General features: G+C 64.1%; 16 protein-coding genes. 8 read left to right on the top strand and 8 right to left on the bottom strand.

Features of this window, described 5'->3' with window-relative positions; all coding sequences use genetic code 11:
• Positions 1-32: 32 nt before the first annotated feature.
• Positions 33-383 carry a low affinity iron permease family protein gene (locus CWB41_RS04060; RefSeq protein ID WP_115837172.1) on the top strand — a complete coding sequence of 117 codons (351 nt, stop codon included), beginning with the start codon at positions 33-35 and terminating at the stop codon, positions 381-383.
• 25 nt (positions 384-408) lie between these two features.
• Here CWB41_RS04060 and CWB41_RS04055 read toward each other — a convergent pair whose 3' ends face one another.
• Entirely contained in the window at positions 409-1638 is a 1230-nt protein-coding gene (locus CWB41_RS04055) for an FAD-dependent monooxygenase (protein ID WP_115837173.1), read from the bottom strand.
• A 74-nt stretch (positions 1639-1712) separates the two neighbouring features.
• On the opposite strand from CWB41_RS04055, the gene CWB41_RS04050 reads away from it, so the two are divergent.
• Complete coding sequence (locus CWB41_RS04050) at positions 1713-2321, top strand: TetR/AcrR family transcriptional regulator (RefSeq protein ID WP_207206628.1); 609 nt, start codon at positions 1713-1715, stop codon at positions 2319-2321.
• A 26-nt stretch (positions 2322-2347) separates the two neighbouring features.
• On the opposite strand, the gene grpE is transcribed toward CWB41_RS04050, so the two are convergent.
• From grpE to gshB, 3 genes are read right to left on the bottom strand one after another with little or no spacing between them, the layout of a single operon-like run.
• Entirely contained in the window at positions 2348-2932 is a 585-nt protein-coding gene (gene grpE / locus CWB41_RS04045; RefSeq protein WP_425373462.1) for a nucleotide exchange factor GrpE, read from the bottom strand.
• A gap of 48 nt (positions 2933-2980) precedes the next feature.
• Positions 2981-5812 (bottom strand): [protein-PII] uridylyltransferase, encoded by a 2832-nt coding sequence (locus tag CWB41_RS04040; protein ID WP_115837174.1) that lies wholly within the window; start codon positions 5810-5812, stop codon positions 2981-2983.
• Positions 5809-6774: a glutathione synthase gene (gene gshB, locus CWB41_RS04035; protein ID WP_115837175.1), complete on the bottom strand. Its 966-nt coding sequence runs from the start codon at positions 6772-6774 to the stop codon at positions 5809-5811. Before gshB ends, CWB41_RS04040 begins: the two co-directional genes overlap by 4 nt.
• Positions 6775-6938: 164 nt before the next feature.
• Between gshB and CWB41_RS04030 the strand changes: the two genes are divergently transcribed.
• The 4 genes from CWB41_RS04030 (at position 6939) to CWB41_RS04015 (ending at position 10884) form a co-directional block, all read left to right on the top strand.
• Positions 6939-8264, top strand: coding sequence for a methyl-accepting chemotaxis protein (locus CWB41_RS04030; protein ID WP_115837176.1), 1326 nt, complete (start codon positions 6939-6941; stop codon positions 8262-8264).
• A gap of 50 nt (positions 8265-8314) precedes the next feature.
• Positions 8315-9136 carry a carbon-nitrogen hydrolase family protein gene (locus CWB41_RS04025; protein WP_115837177.1) on the top strand — a complete coding sequence of 274 codons (822 nt, stop codon included), beginning with the start codon at positions 8315-8317 and terminating at the stop codon, positions 9134-9136.
• Between the two features lie 18 nt (positions 9137-9154).
• On the top strand, positions 9155-10495 hold the full coding sequence (locus CWB41_RS04020) for an NRAMP family divalent metal transporter (protein ID WP_207206627.1): 1341 nt from the start codon (positions 9155-9157) through the stop codon (positions 10493-10495).
• An 89-nt stretch (positions 10496-10584) separates the two neighbouring features.
• A complete protein-coding gene (locus CWB41_RS04015) occupies positions 10585-10884 on the top strand; it encodes a hypothetical protein (protein WP_129396390.1) in 300 nt (99 codons plus the stop codon).
• Here CWB41_RS04015 and CWB41_RS04010 read toward each other — a convergent pair.
• From CWB41_RS04010 to lgt, 4 genes are all read right to left on the bottom strand, one after another.
• Positions 10881-12221 carry a Spy/CpxP family protein refolding chaperone gene (locus tag CWB41_RS04010; protein ID WP_165203973.1) on the bottom strand — a complete coding sequence of 447 codons (1341 nt, stop codon included), beginning with the start codon at positions 12219-12221 and terminating at the stop codon, positions 10881-10883. The two genes, CWB41_RS04015 and CWB41_RS04010, sit on opposite strands and share 4 nt — an antisense overlap.
• A 96-nt stretch (positions 12222-12317) precedes the next feature.
• Positions 12318-13091: a peptidoglycan editing factor PgeF gene (gene pgeF / locus CWB41_RS04005; RefSeq protein WP_115837180.1), complete on the bottom strand. Its 774-nt coding sequence runs from the start codon at positions 13089-13091 to the stop codon at positions 12318-12320.
• On the bottom strand, positions 13088-14200 hold the full coding sequence (locus tag CWB41_RS04000) for a class I SAM-dependent methyltransferase (protein ID WP_115837181.1): 1113 nt from the start codon (positions 14198-14200) through the stop codon (positions 13088-13090). Before CWB41_RS04000 ends, pgeF begins: the two co-directional genes overlap by 4 nt.
• Positions 14197-15009 (bottom strand): prolipoprotein diacylglyceryl transferase, encoded by an 813-nt coding sequence (lgt, locus tag CWB41_RS03995; protein WP_115837182.1) that lies wholly within the window; start codon positions 15007-15009, stop codon positions 14197-14199. Before lgt ends, CWB41_RS04000 begins: the two co-directional genes overlap by 4 nt.
• 146 nt (positions 15010-15155) lie before the next feature.
• Between lgt and CWB41_RS03990 the strand changes: the two genes are divergently transcribed.
• Both CWB41_RS03990 and CWB41_RS03985 read left to right on the top strand, forming a co-directional pair.
• On the top strand, positions 15156-15416 hold the full coding sequence (locus CWB41_RS03990; protein WP_115837183.1) for an accessory factor UbiK family protein: 261 nt from the start codon (positions 15156-15158) through the stop codon (positions 15414-15416).
• A gap of 54 nt (positions 15417-15470) precedes the next feature.
• Positions 15471-15902, top strand: coding sequence for an MmcB family DNA repair protein (locus CWB41_RS03985; RefSeq protein WP_115837396.1), 432 nt, complete (start codon positions 15471-15473; stop codon positions 15900-15902).
• Position 15903 lies beyond the last annotated feature (1 nt).

Genomic DNA, 15903 nt, shown 5'->3' with positions numbered 1-15903 from the left:
GCGGGCCGGTCGCCGCTAACATGAGTGCCGCCATGAAGGATATTTTCGCGAAATTCGCCGCGGCCTGCGCGCATGTTGCAGGCCATCCGCTCGCCTTCGGCATCTCCGCGGCGCTGATCGTCGTCTGGGCGATTGTCGGCCCCTATTTTCATTATTCCGATACATGGCAGCTCGTCGCCAACACCGCGACAAGTATCATCACCTTTCTCATGGTCTTCCTGATCCAGAATTCGCAGAACCGCGACGGTGCGGCAATCCAGACGAAGCTCGATGAACTGATCCGTGCCGGCGACGCAGAAAACCGCTTCGTCGGCATCGACTCCCTGACCGAGGATGAAGTCAACGAACTCCGCGCGGTCTGCGCCGCACGCGCAAAAACTTAAAGACCGCGCCGTGTGGACATGGCCGCTAGCCGCCGATCGCAGCAGCGTAGTCCGGAAGCCGCAGCGAACTGTGGACGCGCCGGCGTTTCTCGGCGCGCGACGCGGCCTCTCCCGGCAACCGCGCCGCGCTGAGCGCCCGGTTGCGGGCTTCGAGTTCCTCGGGCGTGCGCGGCAGAAGGAAGCCGCCGCCGCCGGTCGCCAATGCCTGGTTCGCTTCGACGAAGGGCCGGATGATGCGCTCATAGGACGCGAAGGCTTCGGCCGGCTCCGCATGCGTCGCCAACTCCCCGGCCAGCACATAGGCGCCGACCAACGCCAGGCTGGAGCCCTGTCCCGACAGGAAAGAGGGGGCGTGCGCTGCATCGCCAACCAGCACCACGCGACCCGAAGACCAGCGCGGCATGTGGATCTGGCTAACCGTATCGAAGTAGAGATCGTCCGCGCGCTGCATCGCCTCGACCATGCGCGGGACCTGCCAGCCGGCGCCGGCGAAAACGTCTGCCGTTCGCCGGCGTTGTTGATTGGCGTCCGGATGCCCGTGGAACGGGGGCTCCTGCGCGGCGAAGGTCAGAAAGGCATGGAGCGTGTCGCTGTGACCAACCGCATAGACCCCCGCCATACGGCCGGGCTCCGCCCAGATGACGCCTTCATGCGCCAGGCCGGTGTCATTGGGCAGGGAGAAGAGGTTGAAGCAATAGCCGAGATAATGGTTGAACGGCGCCTCCGGCCCAAACACCAGATCACGCGTGTTCGAATGCAGACCGTCGGCGCCAACAACGATGTCGAACCGCCCTTCTGCGCCGCTCTTGAAGCGCACGTTCACTCCGGCCCCGTCGTCCTCCAGCGCCGCGATTGAATCATTGAACCGATAGCGAATCGCTCCGTGCCGCGTCAGGTCGTAAAGCAGCGAGGCCAAAGCGCCCCGCGGCAGCTCGATGTCGCGGCCGGAGACGCCGCCCGTCAAGGCTTCGGGCTGGATGATTCCGATCGGCGCGCCATCGGCGTCGAGGAAGGTCAGTTTGCGCGCGTCGATATGCGCCGCCTGGAGTTGCGCCAGCAGCCCCATCCGCTCGACCACGTCGATCGCCGTGCCGCGGATGTCGATCGGATAACCGCCACCACGGATGGCGCCGGCCCGCTCGACCACGCTAACATCGAACCCGTATCGGTCGAGCCAATAAGCGAGGGTGGGTCCGGCAATGCTCGCGCCGGAAATCAGGGCGGTTCGGCGTGAAGGCTGGGGCGTAGCGGACATTCTATTTCCTCATCTAGATAAGATGCGTATATGTATCTAAATGAGGACGCCGAATGGTGCAATAGGATGCGCGGATGAATCTAAAGACTGAAGTCATGAACGAGACCAGAACCGGGCGGCGGCGCGGGGCGGCGCTCGAGGACGCGATTCTCGACGCGGCATGGGACGAATTGGTGGAGCGTGGCTATTCGGGCCTGACGCTGGAGGGAGCGGCCAAGCGGGCCGGCACAAGCCGGCCGGTGCTGAACCGCCGGTGGCCAAGCCGCCTCGATTTGGCCGCCGCCGCACTTGCGCGGTACATCACGTCGAATCCGGTGTCGGTGCCGGACCTCGGCGCGGTGCGCGACGAGCTAATCCTTTTGCTGCGTCAACTCTCGGATCGGGGCGCGCCCGCGCTGATCCGGCTTATGCTGGAGATGAGCGAGGATCTCGCCGCGGCCGGGTCGAGTTTCTCTTGGCTCAGGTCCCGCGTCGGCGACCGCAGCCTGGTCGAGAATATTCTCAAGCGCGGTGTCGAACGCGGCGAGATCGATCCTGCCAGGCTCACACCTCGTATCGCCTCACTGGCAACAGATCTGGCGCGCCACGAGGCTATCATGCGGCTCGACCGAATTCCGGACGCCGTCATCAATGAGATCGTGGACGAGATTTTCCTTCCGCTGGTTTCCCCGGGGCGGCGCTAGCCGGAAGCGGCCCTCAGCTGGCGCAGTCAGCCAGCAGTTTTGGCACCGCCGCGCGAAATGCCGACCTTGGCCGGCCGCAGCATGCGCTCGCCAATCGTGTAGCCGTCCTCGACGACCTTGACGACCGTGCCGTTGGGGAGTGATTCGTCCGGCACTTCATAAAGCGCCTCGTGCAGATTGGGGTCGAACTTGCTGCCGAGCGGCTCCATCTTCTTGGCGCCGTGGCGCGCAAGCCGGGAGATGAAATCGCGCTCGGTCACTTCGATGCCGCTGATGAGGGTCTTCACGGCCGGGTCGGCACTTTTGCGCAATTCGTCGGGAATATTTTCGACCGTACGGCGCAGATTATCGGCAAAGCTCAGCATGTCGCGGGCGAAGCTCGAAACGCCGTAGAGCTTGGCATCGGCCACTTCCTTGTCGGTGCGGCGGCGCAGGTTTTCACTCTCGGCGAGCGTGCGCAGAAGCCTGTCCTTCAGCTCCCCATTCTCGCGCTGGAGGGTCTGCAAGACGGCAAACGGGTCCGGCGTGTTTTCGGCCGTCGGGCCGTCCGTGGCCGTTGTATTCGATTCGGGCAATGTTTCGTCGGGCATGGTCGATCCGCGGCTCGTCATGTGTCGTTTGGAGAATTACAGCCGATATCAGGGTTTGGGCCTCGAAAATCAAGCCACAGCGGGGCTTTTGCCGGCCGCGCCGGCCTTTGTGGCCGCCTGGCCGGGGAAGGCTGTGAGCAATTTCTGCCGGATCGCGGCCCTGCGGCCGCTCGTCGTGATCTTCGCGCCGGTGAGATCGGTGACATAGAAAACGTCCGCCGCCTTCTCGCCGAAGGTCACGATATGCGCCGAGGCGATGTTGAGGTTCAACTGCGAGAGAATATCGGTGATCGCATAGAGCAGGCCGGGCCGGTCGCGGCCGGAGACTTCGATGACGGTGTAGCGGTTCGACAATTCATTATCGATCGAGACCTGCGCCGGCACGTCGAAGGGCGTGTCTTTCGCTGCTGCCGCGTGCTTGGCGGCGAGGATCTCGGCGAGACGAATTTGCCCGCGCAAGGCCTGCTCGATGGCGAGTGCGATCCGCTCGCCGCGACGGATCTCGTCCTCGTCGCGCTCGAAGGTGCGGGAGATGAAGAACGTGTCGACGGCAAGCCCGTCGTTGCTGGTGAAAATCTGCGCGTCGACGATATTGGCGCCGGTCGCGGCGCAGGACCCGGCGACGATCGCGAGCAGGCGCGGATGGTCGATCGCGATCAGCGTGATCTCGGTCACGGCGCGGAAGGCGTCTGTCCGGATGTCGATAATCGGATCGGGCAAGTCGATCTCGGTCTGGTTGAGAAGCTGTGCGTGGCGGATTTTGCGCGGCAGGTCGACGCGCAGCCAATAGGCTTGCGAATGGCGCGCGGCATAGGCCTCGAAATCGGCGTCCGTCCAGTTCGGCAATTGCGCGCGCAATTCGGCTTTGGCCTTTTGAATGCGCTCGGTCCGCTCGGTCTTGGTATGCCCGCCGCCGAGCACGATCTGCGTCTCGAGAAAGAGCGTGCGCAGCAATTCGCCCTTCCAGCCGTTCCACACGCCGGGGCCGACCGCCTGAATGTCGCAGACGGTGAGGACGAAGAGCATTTTGAGCCGCTCGATGGTCTGCACGCGCGCGGCAAAGGTTTCGATCGTGCGCTGGTCGGCGAGGTCGCGCCGCTGCGCCGTATCGGACATGACAAGATGATTCTCGATCAGCCAGGCGACGGTTTCCGTCTCCGCCGGCGTCAGGCCGAGCCGCGGGCAAAGGTGTCGCGCAACGGCGGCGCCGGCGATCGAATGGTCCTCTGTCCGCCCTTTGGCGATGTCATGCAGGAACACCGCGACGCAGAGCACGCGCCGCTTCTCGATCGAGGCCATGATCGTGTTGGTCAGCGGCAGGTCGTCGCGATGGCGTTGCGCGTCGATGTCGGCAAGATAGCCGACGGCGCGCAGCAGATGCTCGTCCACCGTGTAATGATGATACATGTTGAATTGCATCATCGCGACGATGCGGCCGAACGGCGGAATGAACCGGCCAAGCACGCCCGCCTCGTTCATCAGCCGCAGCACGACCTCCGGCGAATTGCGCGAGGAGAGTACGTCGAGGAAGAGCTGGTTCGCCTCCGGATCGTCACGCAAATTGGAGTCGATCAGGTGCAGCCGCGAGATGGCGAGATGCATCAGGTCAGGATGCAGCGCGACGCCATAGCGGTCGGCGAGCCAGAACATCCGGATCATGTTGACCGGATCGTGGTCGAGCACGTCGGGACGCCCGGCCTTCAGACGACCGTTCTCGATGAGAAAGCCGAATTCCTTGATCAGCTTGTCCTGGCGCCGCACGCGGATATGGAAGCGGTCGAGGACTGCAGCGGGCTTGGCGTGGCGCTCTTCCAGCGCCGCGCTCAGCACGGCGGTAAGGTCGCCGACCTCCTTGGCGATCAGGAAGTAATGCTTCATGAAACGCTCGACGCCGGAGAGGCCGCCGCGTCCGGCATAGCCGAGCCGCTCGGCGATTGGCCGCTGCAAATCGAAGCTCAGGATTTCCTCGGCGCGGCCGGTGATGAAGTGCAGATGGCAGCGCACCCGCCACAAGAATTCTTCGCAGCGGCAGAAGAGGCGGTATTCGCGCCGCGTGAACAGGCCGGCATCGACGAGATCGGACGCCTGACGCACGCGATAGACATATTTGGCGATCCAGAACAGCGAATTGAGATCGCGCAGGCCACCCTTGCCCTCTTTGACATTAGGCTCGACGAGATAGCGCGACTGGCCCGCCTTGGAGATGCGGGTGTCGCGCTCTTCGAGCTTGGCGACGACGAATTCACGCGGGCTGCGGTGGACGATCTCCTTGTCGAAGCGCCGGCACATGTCGTCGAAGAGCTTCTCGTCGCCGAGAATGAAGCGTGCTTCGAGCAAAGCGGTGCGGATGGTCATGTCGCGCCGCGATTGAACGAGACATTCCTCGACGCAGCGCGTCGAATGGCCGACCTTCTGCTTCAGGTCCCAGAGCAGATAAAGCATCGACTCCGTGACATGTTTGCCCCAGGCGTCTTCGGCGGAGGGCAACAGGAACAGAAGATCGATGTCGGAGCCCGGCGCGAGCGTTGCGCGGCCATAGCCGCCGACCGCGGCGACGACGAGACACGGCGCGTTCGGATCGGGCGCTGGATAGAGATAAGTGACCGAAAAATCGTACAACGCGCGGATCAGTTCGTCTTCGAGCTTGGAGAGATTGGTGGCGCAGGCGAGGCCTCCGCCGGAGGCGAACAAAACCTCCTGCGCGCGCTCCCGGCCGCTATCGAGTCCGGCGCGAAACAGTTCGAGCGCCTGTCTGCGCAAGGCGTCGCCGGCGAGGCCCTCGGCATGCGCCTTGGCGATCTCCGCGCCGATTTTGGCGCGATCGAACAATTGCGCCAGGGGGATCGCCGTGGCCTGGCGGCGCGGCTTCTCCAGGGGCGGGACGAGATCGCTGAGGCTCATGCGCGGGTTTCCTGCCGCCTTCCGCGGAGCTTGGCTTCGATCGCGTCCCAGAGGATCGCGGCGACATCCGGGCCGCCGGTCTTGGCGATGGCGCGGATTCCCGTCGGCGAGGTGACGTTGATTTCCGTCAGATAGCCATCGATCACATCAATCCCCACGAACAACAGGCCGCGGCGTTTCAGCTCCGGCCCGAGGGCAGCGCAAATCGCCTTTTCGCGGGCGGTGAGTTCGGTCGCCAGCGCCGCGCCGCCGCGTACCATATTGGCACGAATGTCATTTTCCGCCGGCACCCGGTTCACCGCGCCGGCGGCGATGCCGTCGGCCAGGATAATGCGTTTATCGCCCTTTGCGATCTGCGGCAAAAACTCTTGCGCCACCCAGGGTTCCTTGAAAGTGGCGGCGAACAGGTCGTAGAGCGAGCCGAAATTGGGGTCCTTCCGGCCGAGTTTGAACACCGCCGCGCCGCCATGCCCATAAAGCGGCTTGATGACGATCTCGCCATGCTCCTCAAGAAAGGCGGCGATGGCCGCCTTGTCGCGGCTGATCAGGGTCGCCGGCATGAATTCCGCGAATTCCATCACGAACAGCTTTTCCGGCGCGTTCCGCACCGCGGCCGGATCGTTCACAACCAGCACGCGCGGCGGCAAATGCTCAAGCAGATGGGTCGAGGTGATGTAGCCAAGATCGAACGGCGGGTCCTGCCGCAAAAGCACGACATCGACCTCGGCAAGCTCCAGAAGCTGCGGTTTTTGCAGGCTAAAATAATCGCCAGGCCGGTCCCGCACGGAGATTTTCGCCGCCTTGGCGGTGATGCCGCGGGCGCTCCAGATCAGCTCATCGGGCGTGTAATGGTAGAGCGTATGGCCACGCTTTTCCGCCTCCAGCATCAGGGCGAAGGTCGAATCCCCGGCGAAATTGATCTTCTCGATCGGGTCCATCTGGACCGCGACGGCGAGGGACATGACGGCTCCTTTGGCGGCTGCCGGTCTTAGCGCGCTTTCCGGCCGGAGGGAATTACGCTCCGGCGCCCGGGAATAGCAAAAATCTGGGCTGGCGGAACCTCTGCGTTAACTTCCCATGAAGCGGGCAAGCATATTGTCACCAAAAATGCGGCAGAGGCGAATACATGGGCAATCTTTCCATTGGCCGAAGCTTGGTTCTGAGGCAATTCCTTTACATCGGCCTTCTGGTGGTTCTCAGCGTGGTCGCTTATTGGGCCTCGACCCAGCTGCGCGACCTGGCACGAGTCGTCGTCACCGCCGACCCGGCCACGGCGCATATTGCGGCGGAGCAACTCTACCAATCGGCGACGACGCTGAGCCGCGATCTGCTCTATGGTTCGGCGCTCGGCTGCCTGCTCGTCCTGCTGATCTCGACGCCGATCGCCTATTTCACCATCGCCAAGCCCGTCGATGTCCTAGCCAGGCAGATGTCGGCGCTCGCCGCCGGCAATTTCGATATCGCCATCGAGGGCACCGAGCGCAAGGACGAGATCGGCATCACCTCGCGGGCGCTGAGCATCCTGCGCGATGCGGTGCGCAAGAACAATGAACTCGCGGCCGAAATTCGCGACCGCGAAAACCGCGAGCAGCGCCTCGTCCGCGAGGCGGCCATTCGCGCCAAAGTGCAGAAGTTTTCCGCCGAGCTAGCGTCCAGCGTTGCGCGTCTCACCGGGATGACGAAGCACATGGCGAGCGCCTCGCAAGAGATGATCGAAGGCGCGCGCAATGCCGCTGAGGGCTCCTCGCACGCCAAGGTCGCCTCCTCCAACGCCGCCGGCGATGTTTCTTCCGTCGCCGTCGCCTCCGAGGAATTGCTGGCCTCGATCGAGGAAATCAGCCGCCAGGTCGTCCAGTCGACGACCGTCGTCAAGCGCGCGGTCTCCGAAAGCATCGAGACATCGAGCGGCATGGCCCGCCTGACCGAGGCGGCTCGCCGCGTCGGCGATATCGTCAGCCTCATTTCGCGAATCGCGGCGCAGACCAATTTGCTCGCCCTCAACGCCACGATCGAGGCGGCCCGTGCCGGTGAGGCCGGTCGCGGCTTCGCGGTCGTCGCGCAGGAAGTGAAGACGCTCGCCACCCAGACGGCCCGGGCGACGCAAGATATTTCCGGCCAGATCGCGGATATGCAGGCGGCGACCGAAAGCTCGGTCACCGCGATCGATACGATCCAGACCAAGATCGGCGAGATCGAGCAGATTTCCGCGATCATCGCCTCGGCGGTACAGGAGCAGGGCGCCTCGACGCAGGAGATCGCCCGCAACGTCCGCTCCGCCGCCTCCGGAACATCCGCGACTTCCACCTATGTGGAGGATGTCGCCAAGGCCGCGGCCCTCAACAGCCAGAATGCCGAATCCATGGTTCGACTGGCGAGCGAACTCGACGAACTCGCGGCGCGTGTGCTGGCCGACGTGCGTGCCTTTGGCGAGACGTTGCACGAGGCCGCCTAGCGCGCCCGATTTTCATTTGACTTGGTCCGCGATCCCCGCGAACTAGGCGCATGAAAATCAGCCTGATCCAGATGAATTCCGGCCAGGACAAGACGGCAAATATCGCCGCCGCTTCGGCCCTCATCGAGCAAGCTGTGGCGGAGGAGCGGCCGGACTGGATCGGCCTGCCGGAATGTTTCGATTTTCTCGGCGGCCAGCGCGCCGATAAGCAGGAGGCGGCCGAAATCCTCGGCGAGGGGCCGGCCTATCGCGCCATGCAGGACCTGGCGCGCCGGCATCGCATCTTCATCCATGCCGGCTCGATCCTCGAAAAAGTCCCCGGCGAGAGCCGCATCCATAATACAACCGTAGTCTTCGATCGCGACGGCAACGAGATCGCCCGCTATCGCAAGATCCATATATTCGACATCACCGCGCCGGACGGCACGCAATACCGCGAAAGCGCGTCGTTCAAGCCCGGCGAGGCTGTCGTGACCTATAAGGCGGAGGACTTCACCTTCGGCTGCGCGATTTGTTACGATCTGCGCTTCCCCTATCTATTCGCCGCTTTGGCGGAGAAGGGCGCCGATGTCATCGCGTTGCCCGCGGCCTTCACGCTGCTCACCGGCAAGGATCATTGGGAGGTTCTCTGCCGCGCCCGCGCCATCGAGACCGAGACCTATTTTTGCGCGCCCGCCCAGACCGGGCTGCATCAGGTCGGCAATGAGTCCCGCGCGACCTATGGTCATTCGCTCGTCGTCGACCCGTGGGGGCATGTGATCGCCCGTGCCTCCGACGGCGTCGGCATCGTCTCGGCGCGGATCGCGCGCCAGCGCGTCGAGAAAGTGCGCGCGCAAATTCCCGTCGCCGAGCATAAAGTCAAATTGAGATAAGTCAGAAAAGGGGAGCGCGTGCGCCGTCTTTGGTATCATCGGCAACCGGGTGTTGAGCGCGCGCAGAAGAAGCCGCGGACCGGCATCCGCGCCCTCCTCAACATCATCGGTCCCGGCTTCATTACCGGCGCCGCGGATGACGATCCCTCTGGTATCGCGACCTATTCGCAGACCGGCGCGCAATTTGGCTTCGGCCAGCTCTGGACTGCACTTTATCAGGTGCCGCTGCTGCTCGCGGTGCAGGAATGCTGCGGCCGCATCGGCGCCGTCACCGGCAAGGGACTCGCCGGCGTCATCAAGGAGCATTACAGCCGCAAGATCCTGCTGGCGATCGTGCTCCTGGTCCTGGTGGCGAATATCATCAATATCGGCGCCGATATCGGTGCCGTCGCGGCGTCGGCGCGGCTCGTCTATCCGGCGCCGTTCTGGCTCTATGCGATCGGCACGGCCGCCGTGGTGACGTCGCTTGAAATCTGGCTCACCTATCCAGCCTACGCGAACATCCTCAAATGGCTGGCTCTGGCGCTGCTCTCCTATGTCGCGACGGCGCTCATGGTGGCCAATGATTGGCACGCGATTCTACGCGCGACCTTTGTTCCGCATATCGAGTTCAACTTCGCCTTTCTGTTCATCATCACCGGTGTTTTGGGCACGTCGATCTCGCCTTACATGTTCTTCTGGCAAGCCTCGGAAGAGGTCGAGGAGGAAAGGGCGATCGCCGAACGCGACGGCAAGACGGAGCCGGAACTGCCGCCGCATTTCATTTTCAACATGCGCATCGACACGACGGTCGGCATGGTCGCCTCGCAGCTTGTGCAATGGTTCATCATCATCACCACCGGCACCGTGCTCTTCGCCCACGGCGTGAAGAACATCAACACCGCGGCAGACGCTGCGGCGGCGCTTGAACCGCTGGTGCGCTCGTTTCCCAATGCCGGGCAATTGGCGCGCGATATTTTCGCGTTCGGCGTCGTAGGGCTCGGGCTTCTCGCCATTCCGGTTCTTGCGGGCTCCGCAGCTTATGCCCTGGCTGAGGCGCTCGACTGGAAGCTGGGTCTGTCGAAGAAATTCGGCGAGGCGCGGGGCTTCTACGTCATCATCATGGTCGCGACCGTGATCGGGCTGGCGCTCAATTTCATTGGCATCGATCCGATGAAGGCACTGGTCTATACCGCCGTCTTCAACGGCATTGCCGCCGTGCCGCTCATCTTTGTCATCGCCAGACTGAATGGCCGGGCCGATGTCCTCGGCGAATATCGCGGTGGCCCGGTGTCGCGCTTCTTCGTCTGGCTGGCTTTCGTCGTCATGGCGATCGCCGGCGCGGCGCTCGTCTATACGACCCTGCACGGCGGCAGCTGAGTTTCCGATCGCTAAAATTTTAGCGACCCCACAAAAGGAAGATGAAGCCGCGCGAGCTATGACGTTACCGTAATAAAGGGGGGACGTTCATGGCGCTTTACGCCGTCGGATTTGGAACATCGCAATTTTCCCGGGCGACTCAGCCCCCGGCGCCGCAAAATGTAGCGGCGCAGCAGTCCCGCGACCTGTCCGACGCCCTAGTGGCGTTGCAGGCGCCCCGGATTCTGGCGACATCCGTTCGCGCCAGCGCCGGCACGCAGATGGCGACGCTCTGCCTCGTCCAGCCGAGTGACACGTCAAGCGATACAACAAGCCAGTCCGGCACGGCGTCGACAGGCGGCGCTTTCGGCAGCGCGCTCGCCGCCTATGCGACCGTGCTGGCTGATTAGCCGCGGCTCGTCGTGTCCGGCGTCGTATTCGCTGGCGGCGACAGAAGATTGAATTGCGCCTTCTGCTCGTCGGTGAGCGTCGCATAGAACGCCTTCAACTTAGGGTCGACCTGCTTGATCGCCGCGATCGTCGCCTTGAGGCGCGCGTCGATGGCGTCGAAACGCTCGGCGACGTTCTGCGGCGCTGTGTTCGGGCAGGCCGCCGCAACTGTCGCGCTGGCTTCGTCGGCGGCGGTTTTCAACGCATCGAAAGCGGACTTCTGATCCGGCGTCGGCTTGAGCGTATCAGCAATCTGCTGCGCCGGCAGCCCAGTGAATTGCTGCGAACGCTGCTTGCACAATGCGGCGACATCGGCGGGCGGTTCTTTCGCCTTGGTGGGCCGGGCGCGATGCCCGAGCGCGACCGCGTCGAACTTGGCCTTCTGCGCATCGCCAAGTGAGTCATAGAGGCGCGCGAGCGGCGTGCGAATCAGATCGATCGCCTGCTGCGTCGCCGTGAGCCTCTGCTCGATGGCGTCGAAGCGGGCCACGGGAGTCAGTGGCACCTGGCTCGGGCAGGCGGCGTGGAGAATGTCGCCGGCCTTGGTCTCGGCGTCCTTCAAATCGTTCAGCAGACTGGTCTGGTCGGTGCTGGGCTGAATCGCCTTGGCAATGCGATCGATCGGCAGAGACGTGACGTCCGGTGCCTGCGTCGCGCACGCATCCGACGCATTGGCTTGCGCCTGCGGCTGCTGCGTTTGCTGATGGTGGCGTCGATGGCGCGATGGCGGCGCTCCGGCATAGAGGTTGCCGGACCCATAGCCGCCGGAATAGGCGCCATAGCCGCTATCATCATAGCCCGGCCAGTAAAGTCCGGCGAAGAGAGCGTCCGGCCCGTAATCGAAAAACGAATCGTCGTAATAGTCCGGCCACAGAGCGAAGGAGAGCGCGTCGCCGTAATAATAGGGCCAGAAGACGGACCCGCCGCCCCAGCCCCAGCCGCCATAGCCGTACTGGTTATGCCAATAGCCACTGTGGCCACCCCATCCGCCGTGTCCCGCCCAGGCGCCGTGGCCGAAGCCGTGCCCCGCCGCTACACCGTGACCAACGCCATGCGCGAAATGCTGGTGGCCGTGGGCATGAGCGAAATGCCCGTGCCCAGAATGGCCCGCGTAATGATGGCCGCCGTAATGATGGCCCGCGAAATGACGCCCGCCATGGCCGCCAAAATGGCCGGAGTGTCCGCCTCCGAAATGTCCGCCGCCGCCGTGGCCGAAGGCATAGGCCTCACTCGCAAAGCTCAAAGCAAGGCAGAGAGCCGCTGTTGCGGAAAGCAATCTTTGTTTCAGGCCCGGCATATCAGCCTCCATTCCCCCCCCGCGGGTAATAGAACGCGCCGACGGCAATGCCGTTGCATTGACCCTGGTCAAACCGTTGCGCGCACTCTCGCGAGGCTAGACGAGGGCGATTGCAGCAATGAGACGGCCATAATCCGGCTCGTTGCGATGCACGGAGCGGCGGTAGGAAAAACAGCGCGCCTCGTCGGCATAGGTATCGACGCCGCAGCTCTCGAACCGGCCAATTCCGGCGCTCTTCACACGCGCGCCGATGAAGCGCGGCAGATCGAACATGAAATGGCCGATGCGCGCCGAGGGCTTGAAAAATTGCGCATAATCTTGCGCGGCATCGAGAAAACGCGCGAAAAATTCGGCGCCGACTTCGTATGAGTCGCCGCCGATCGTCGGGCCGAGCGCGGCGCTGATGGCTTCCCGCCGCGCGCCCCTCGTCTCCATCGCGTCGATGGTGGCCTCAAGCACGCCGGTCAGCGCGCCCTTCCAGCCGGCATGCGCCGCGCCGATGATCTGCCGCTCCGCGTCGGCGAACAGAATGATGCCGCAGTCGGCGCCGGTGACGCCGAGGCCGAGACCGCGCGTCGTGGTGACGAGCCCGTCGCATTTCGGCCGTTCCTCTTGCGCGAAGGGCGCATCGACTTGCAAGGCAATGGCCGAGTGAACCTGAAACGGCACGAGCAGATGATCGCCGGCGATGCCGAGCGCTTCGGCCATGCGGCGGCGATTCTCGTTGACGCGCGCCGGATCGTCCTTCGAGCCGACGCCGCCATTGAGCGACTCATAGACGCCTTGCGAGACGCCGCCGCGGCGCGTGAAAAAGCCGTGCGTGATCCCGGCGGCTTTGAGGAGATCGCTTTGGATGGCTTCGGCCGTCATTGATCTTGTCCTGGATCTTGTCCTGCAATTCGATCGAAGCCGGGCGGCGTGGGAAGATCGGGCGAGATGATTGCGAGAACCTTAAACAGCTCCGCCATGCTCGCGTTCGGGCCGCTCTCGGGGCCCGGTAAAGCGAGCCGGGCGAGCGCCGCGTCGATCGCGGCGGCCTGCGCTTCCGCCGCGTTGCGCTTCAACATTGCGGCGCGTTCGAAAATACCGAGCCGGGCGAGAAACTTGCCCTGACTGACCGGGCCGTAGACGGCGGCGCCTTCCGCCTGTGCCGCCCGCGTCAGCGCGGCGAAATCGACATGCGATGTCAGATCGGCCTCGCCCGGCGCGCGCAAAGGATCGTCTGGCTGGTGCTTCTGCAAGGCTTGCAGCGTATCGCCAGCGCCCGGCTGCGCGTAGCCGTAATCGATGGCGAGCAGAGCGCCCGGCATTGAGGCGAGCCGCGCCGCGAGCGTACGCATCGCGGCTTGCGCCGCCGCGCCGACTTCGATGATCGCGCCCTGTGCCGCATGGCTGCTTGCCGGTGCGCCTGTCGGGGCGAGTCCGAAGCAGAGTTCGCCCGCCGCATCGAGGCCGACGACCCGCTCGCAGAGGCCCTGCCCGGTGCTCACATATTGGCGGATCGGCAGGGCGTCGAAGAATTCGTTGGCGATAATGATCGCCGGCCCGTCGGGGATGTCTTCGATCGCGCGATGCCAGGTGATCCGCGCTCCCGCCAGCGTCTCACGCTGCACGTCCATCAGCGCTTCGCTGGCTTCGACGAGGTGAATATGTGCCGCTTGCAGAAAAGCCGGCCGCACTTTCGCGGCGCGCAGCAGGTCAGCCATCAACGTGCCGCGCCCGGGGCCGAGTTCGACCAGAAGAAAGGGCGACGGCTCGCCCATCTGCTGCCAGACCTCGACCGCCCAGAGGCCGATCAATTCGCCGAACATCTGGTGAATTTCCGGCGCGGTGATGAAGTCGCCCTCGGCGCCGATCGGCCGCCGCGTGCGGTAATAGCCAAGTTGCGGATGCAGCAGGGCGAGCGTCATGAACCGTTCGAGGCTGATCGGGCCGTCCGCGGCGATCATCGCGGCGATTTCCTGCGCCAGCGCGTTCACGCCGTTTTGCTCCGCGCTGCGTAAAGGATGAGCGCGAGCCCGGCGAGGATCAACGGCAGCGAGAGCAGCATGCCCATGGTCGCGCCGCCGAAGAGAAAGCCGAGCTGCGCATCGGGTTCGCGGAAGAATTCGCAGATGATCCGCGCCGTCCCATAGCCGAGCGCGAAAAGGCCGGTCGTAAGCCCCGGCCGTTTCAGCGCGCCGAGGCGCACCGCCAGCGCGAGGATAAGGAAGAGCGCGACGCCTTCGAGGCCCGCTTCGTAAAGCTGGCTCGGATGGCGCGGCTGGCCGTCGGAGCCGGGAAAGATCATCGCCCAAGGCACGTCGGTGGGCCGTCCCCAGAGCTCCGGCTTGATGAAATTCGCCAGCCGTCCCAGCGCTAGGCCGATCGGCACCGAGGCCGCCGTCGGGTCCATCACCGCGAGCACCGGCACCTTGATGCGACGGGCGAAGAGGATGATGCCGAGCATGGCGCCGATGAGGCCGCCGTGGAACGACATGCCGCCCTTCCAGACGGCAAGGATTTCGAGCGGATGGGCGAGATAGACCGGCAGATTGTAGAACAGCACATAGCCGATCCGCCCGCCGAGGATGATGCCGAAGGCAACATAGACCACGAGATCGTCGATGCTGGCCGGGCTCGGATGCCGAACCTTGCCCCAGAGCGAATCCTTGCCGACGAGATGGCGCACATAGGCCCAGCCGAAGATGATCCCGGCGATATAGGCGAGCGCGTACCAGCGGATCGGCAGCGGGCCGATATCGATCAAGACCGGATTGATCTTGGGATAGGGGATGAGGGCGAGCATTCGTCCGAATCTGCCTGAAATCTGCGGCGGTCATGCGACGCAGCCGCGGCGAGGTCAAGCCGCCCCCACGCCGGGCTTTACGCTTGCGGCAGCCGCGAAAACGCGCAACATAAGGGGAACGAAGACGACTATCTGGAGAGCGCGCGATGCCGCAAAGCCGCAGAGTGTTTGACGATTTCAGCCGCCTGGTGAACGACGCGACGGAAATCGCCCAGGGCGTGCGCCGCGAGGCCGAAGGCGCCGTCAAGGCGCAGGTCGAGCGTTTCCTCGCGGCGATGGACATCGTCAGCCGTGAGGAGTTCGAGGCGGTGCGCGAAATGGCGATCGCCGCGCGCGATGAGAACGACCAACTGAAAAAGCGCATCGAGGCGCTCGAGGCGAAGCTCGGCATCACTTCAGCGTCCTGAGCCGTGCCGCCTTTCAATGCCCCGGTGGCTGTCGTCGATGGCCGCCAATCCGACATGGCTTTGGCGATTGCGCGCGGCACCCGTCGCCTGCTGCGCAATCTGCGTTTCTCGACCTTGATGGAATTGCCGCTGGCGAGCGGGCGGCGCGCCGATATCGTCGCCTTGGCGAGCGATGGCACCATCCTCATCGTCGAGATCAAGTCCTCGCTCGCCGATTTCCGCGCCGATCAGAAATGGCCGGATTATCGCGCCCATTGCGACCGGCTCTATTTCGCGATCTCCGACAATCTCGCGCCTGCGATCATGCCCGAGGATGCCGGCCTCATCGTTGCTGATTCATTCGGCGCCGCGGTGCTGCGCGAGGCGCCCGAGCATCGGCTTCCGGGCGCCACGCGCCGTGCCATGCTGATGCGTTTCGCGCATGCGGCCGCGCACCGGCTGCATGGTCTGACCGATCCTGAGATTTTGGGCTTCGGGCCCTTGTAAG

Source organism: Methylovirgula ligni, assembly GCF_004135935.1.
Lineage (GTDB): Bacteria > Pseudomonadota > Alphaproteobacteria > Rhizobiales > Beijerinckiaceae > Methylovirgula > Methylovirgula ligni.
The sequence above is the reverse complement of the archived record's forward strand: the minus strand, read 5'-3'. Positions and strand labels throughout refer to the sequence as shown.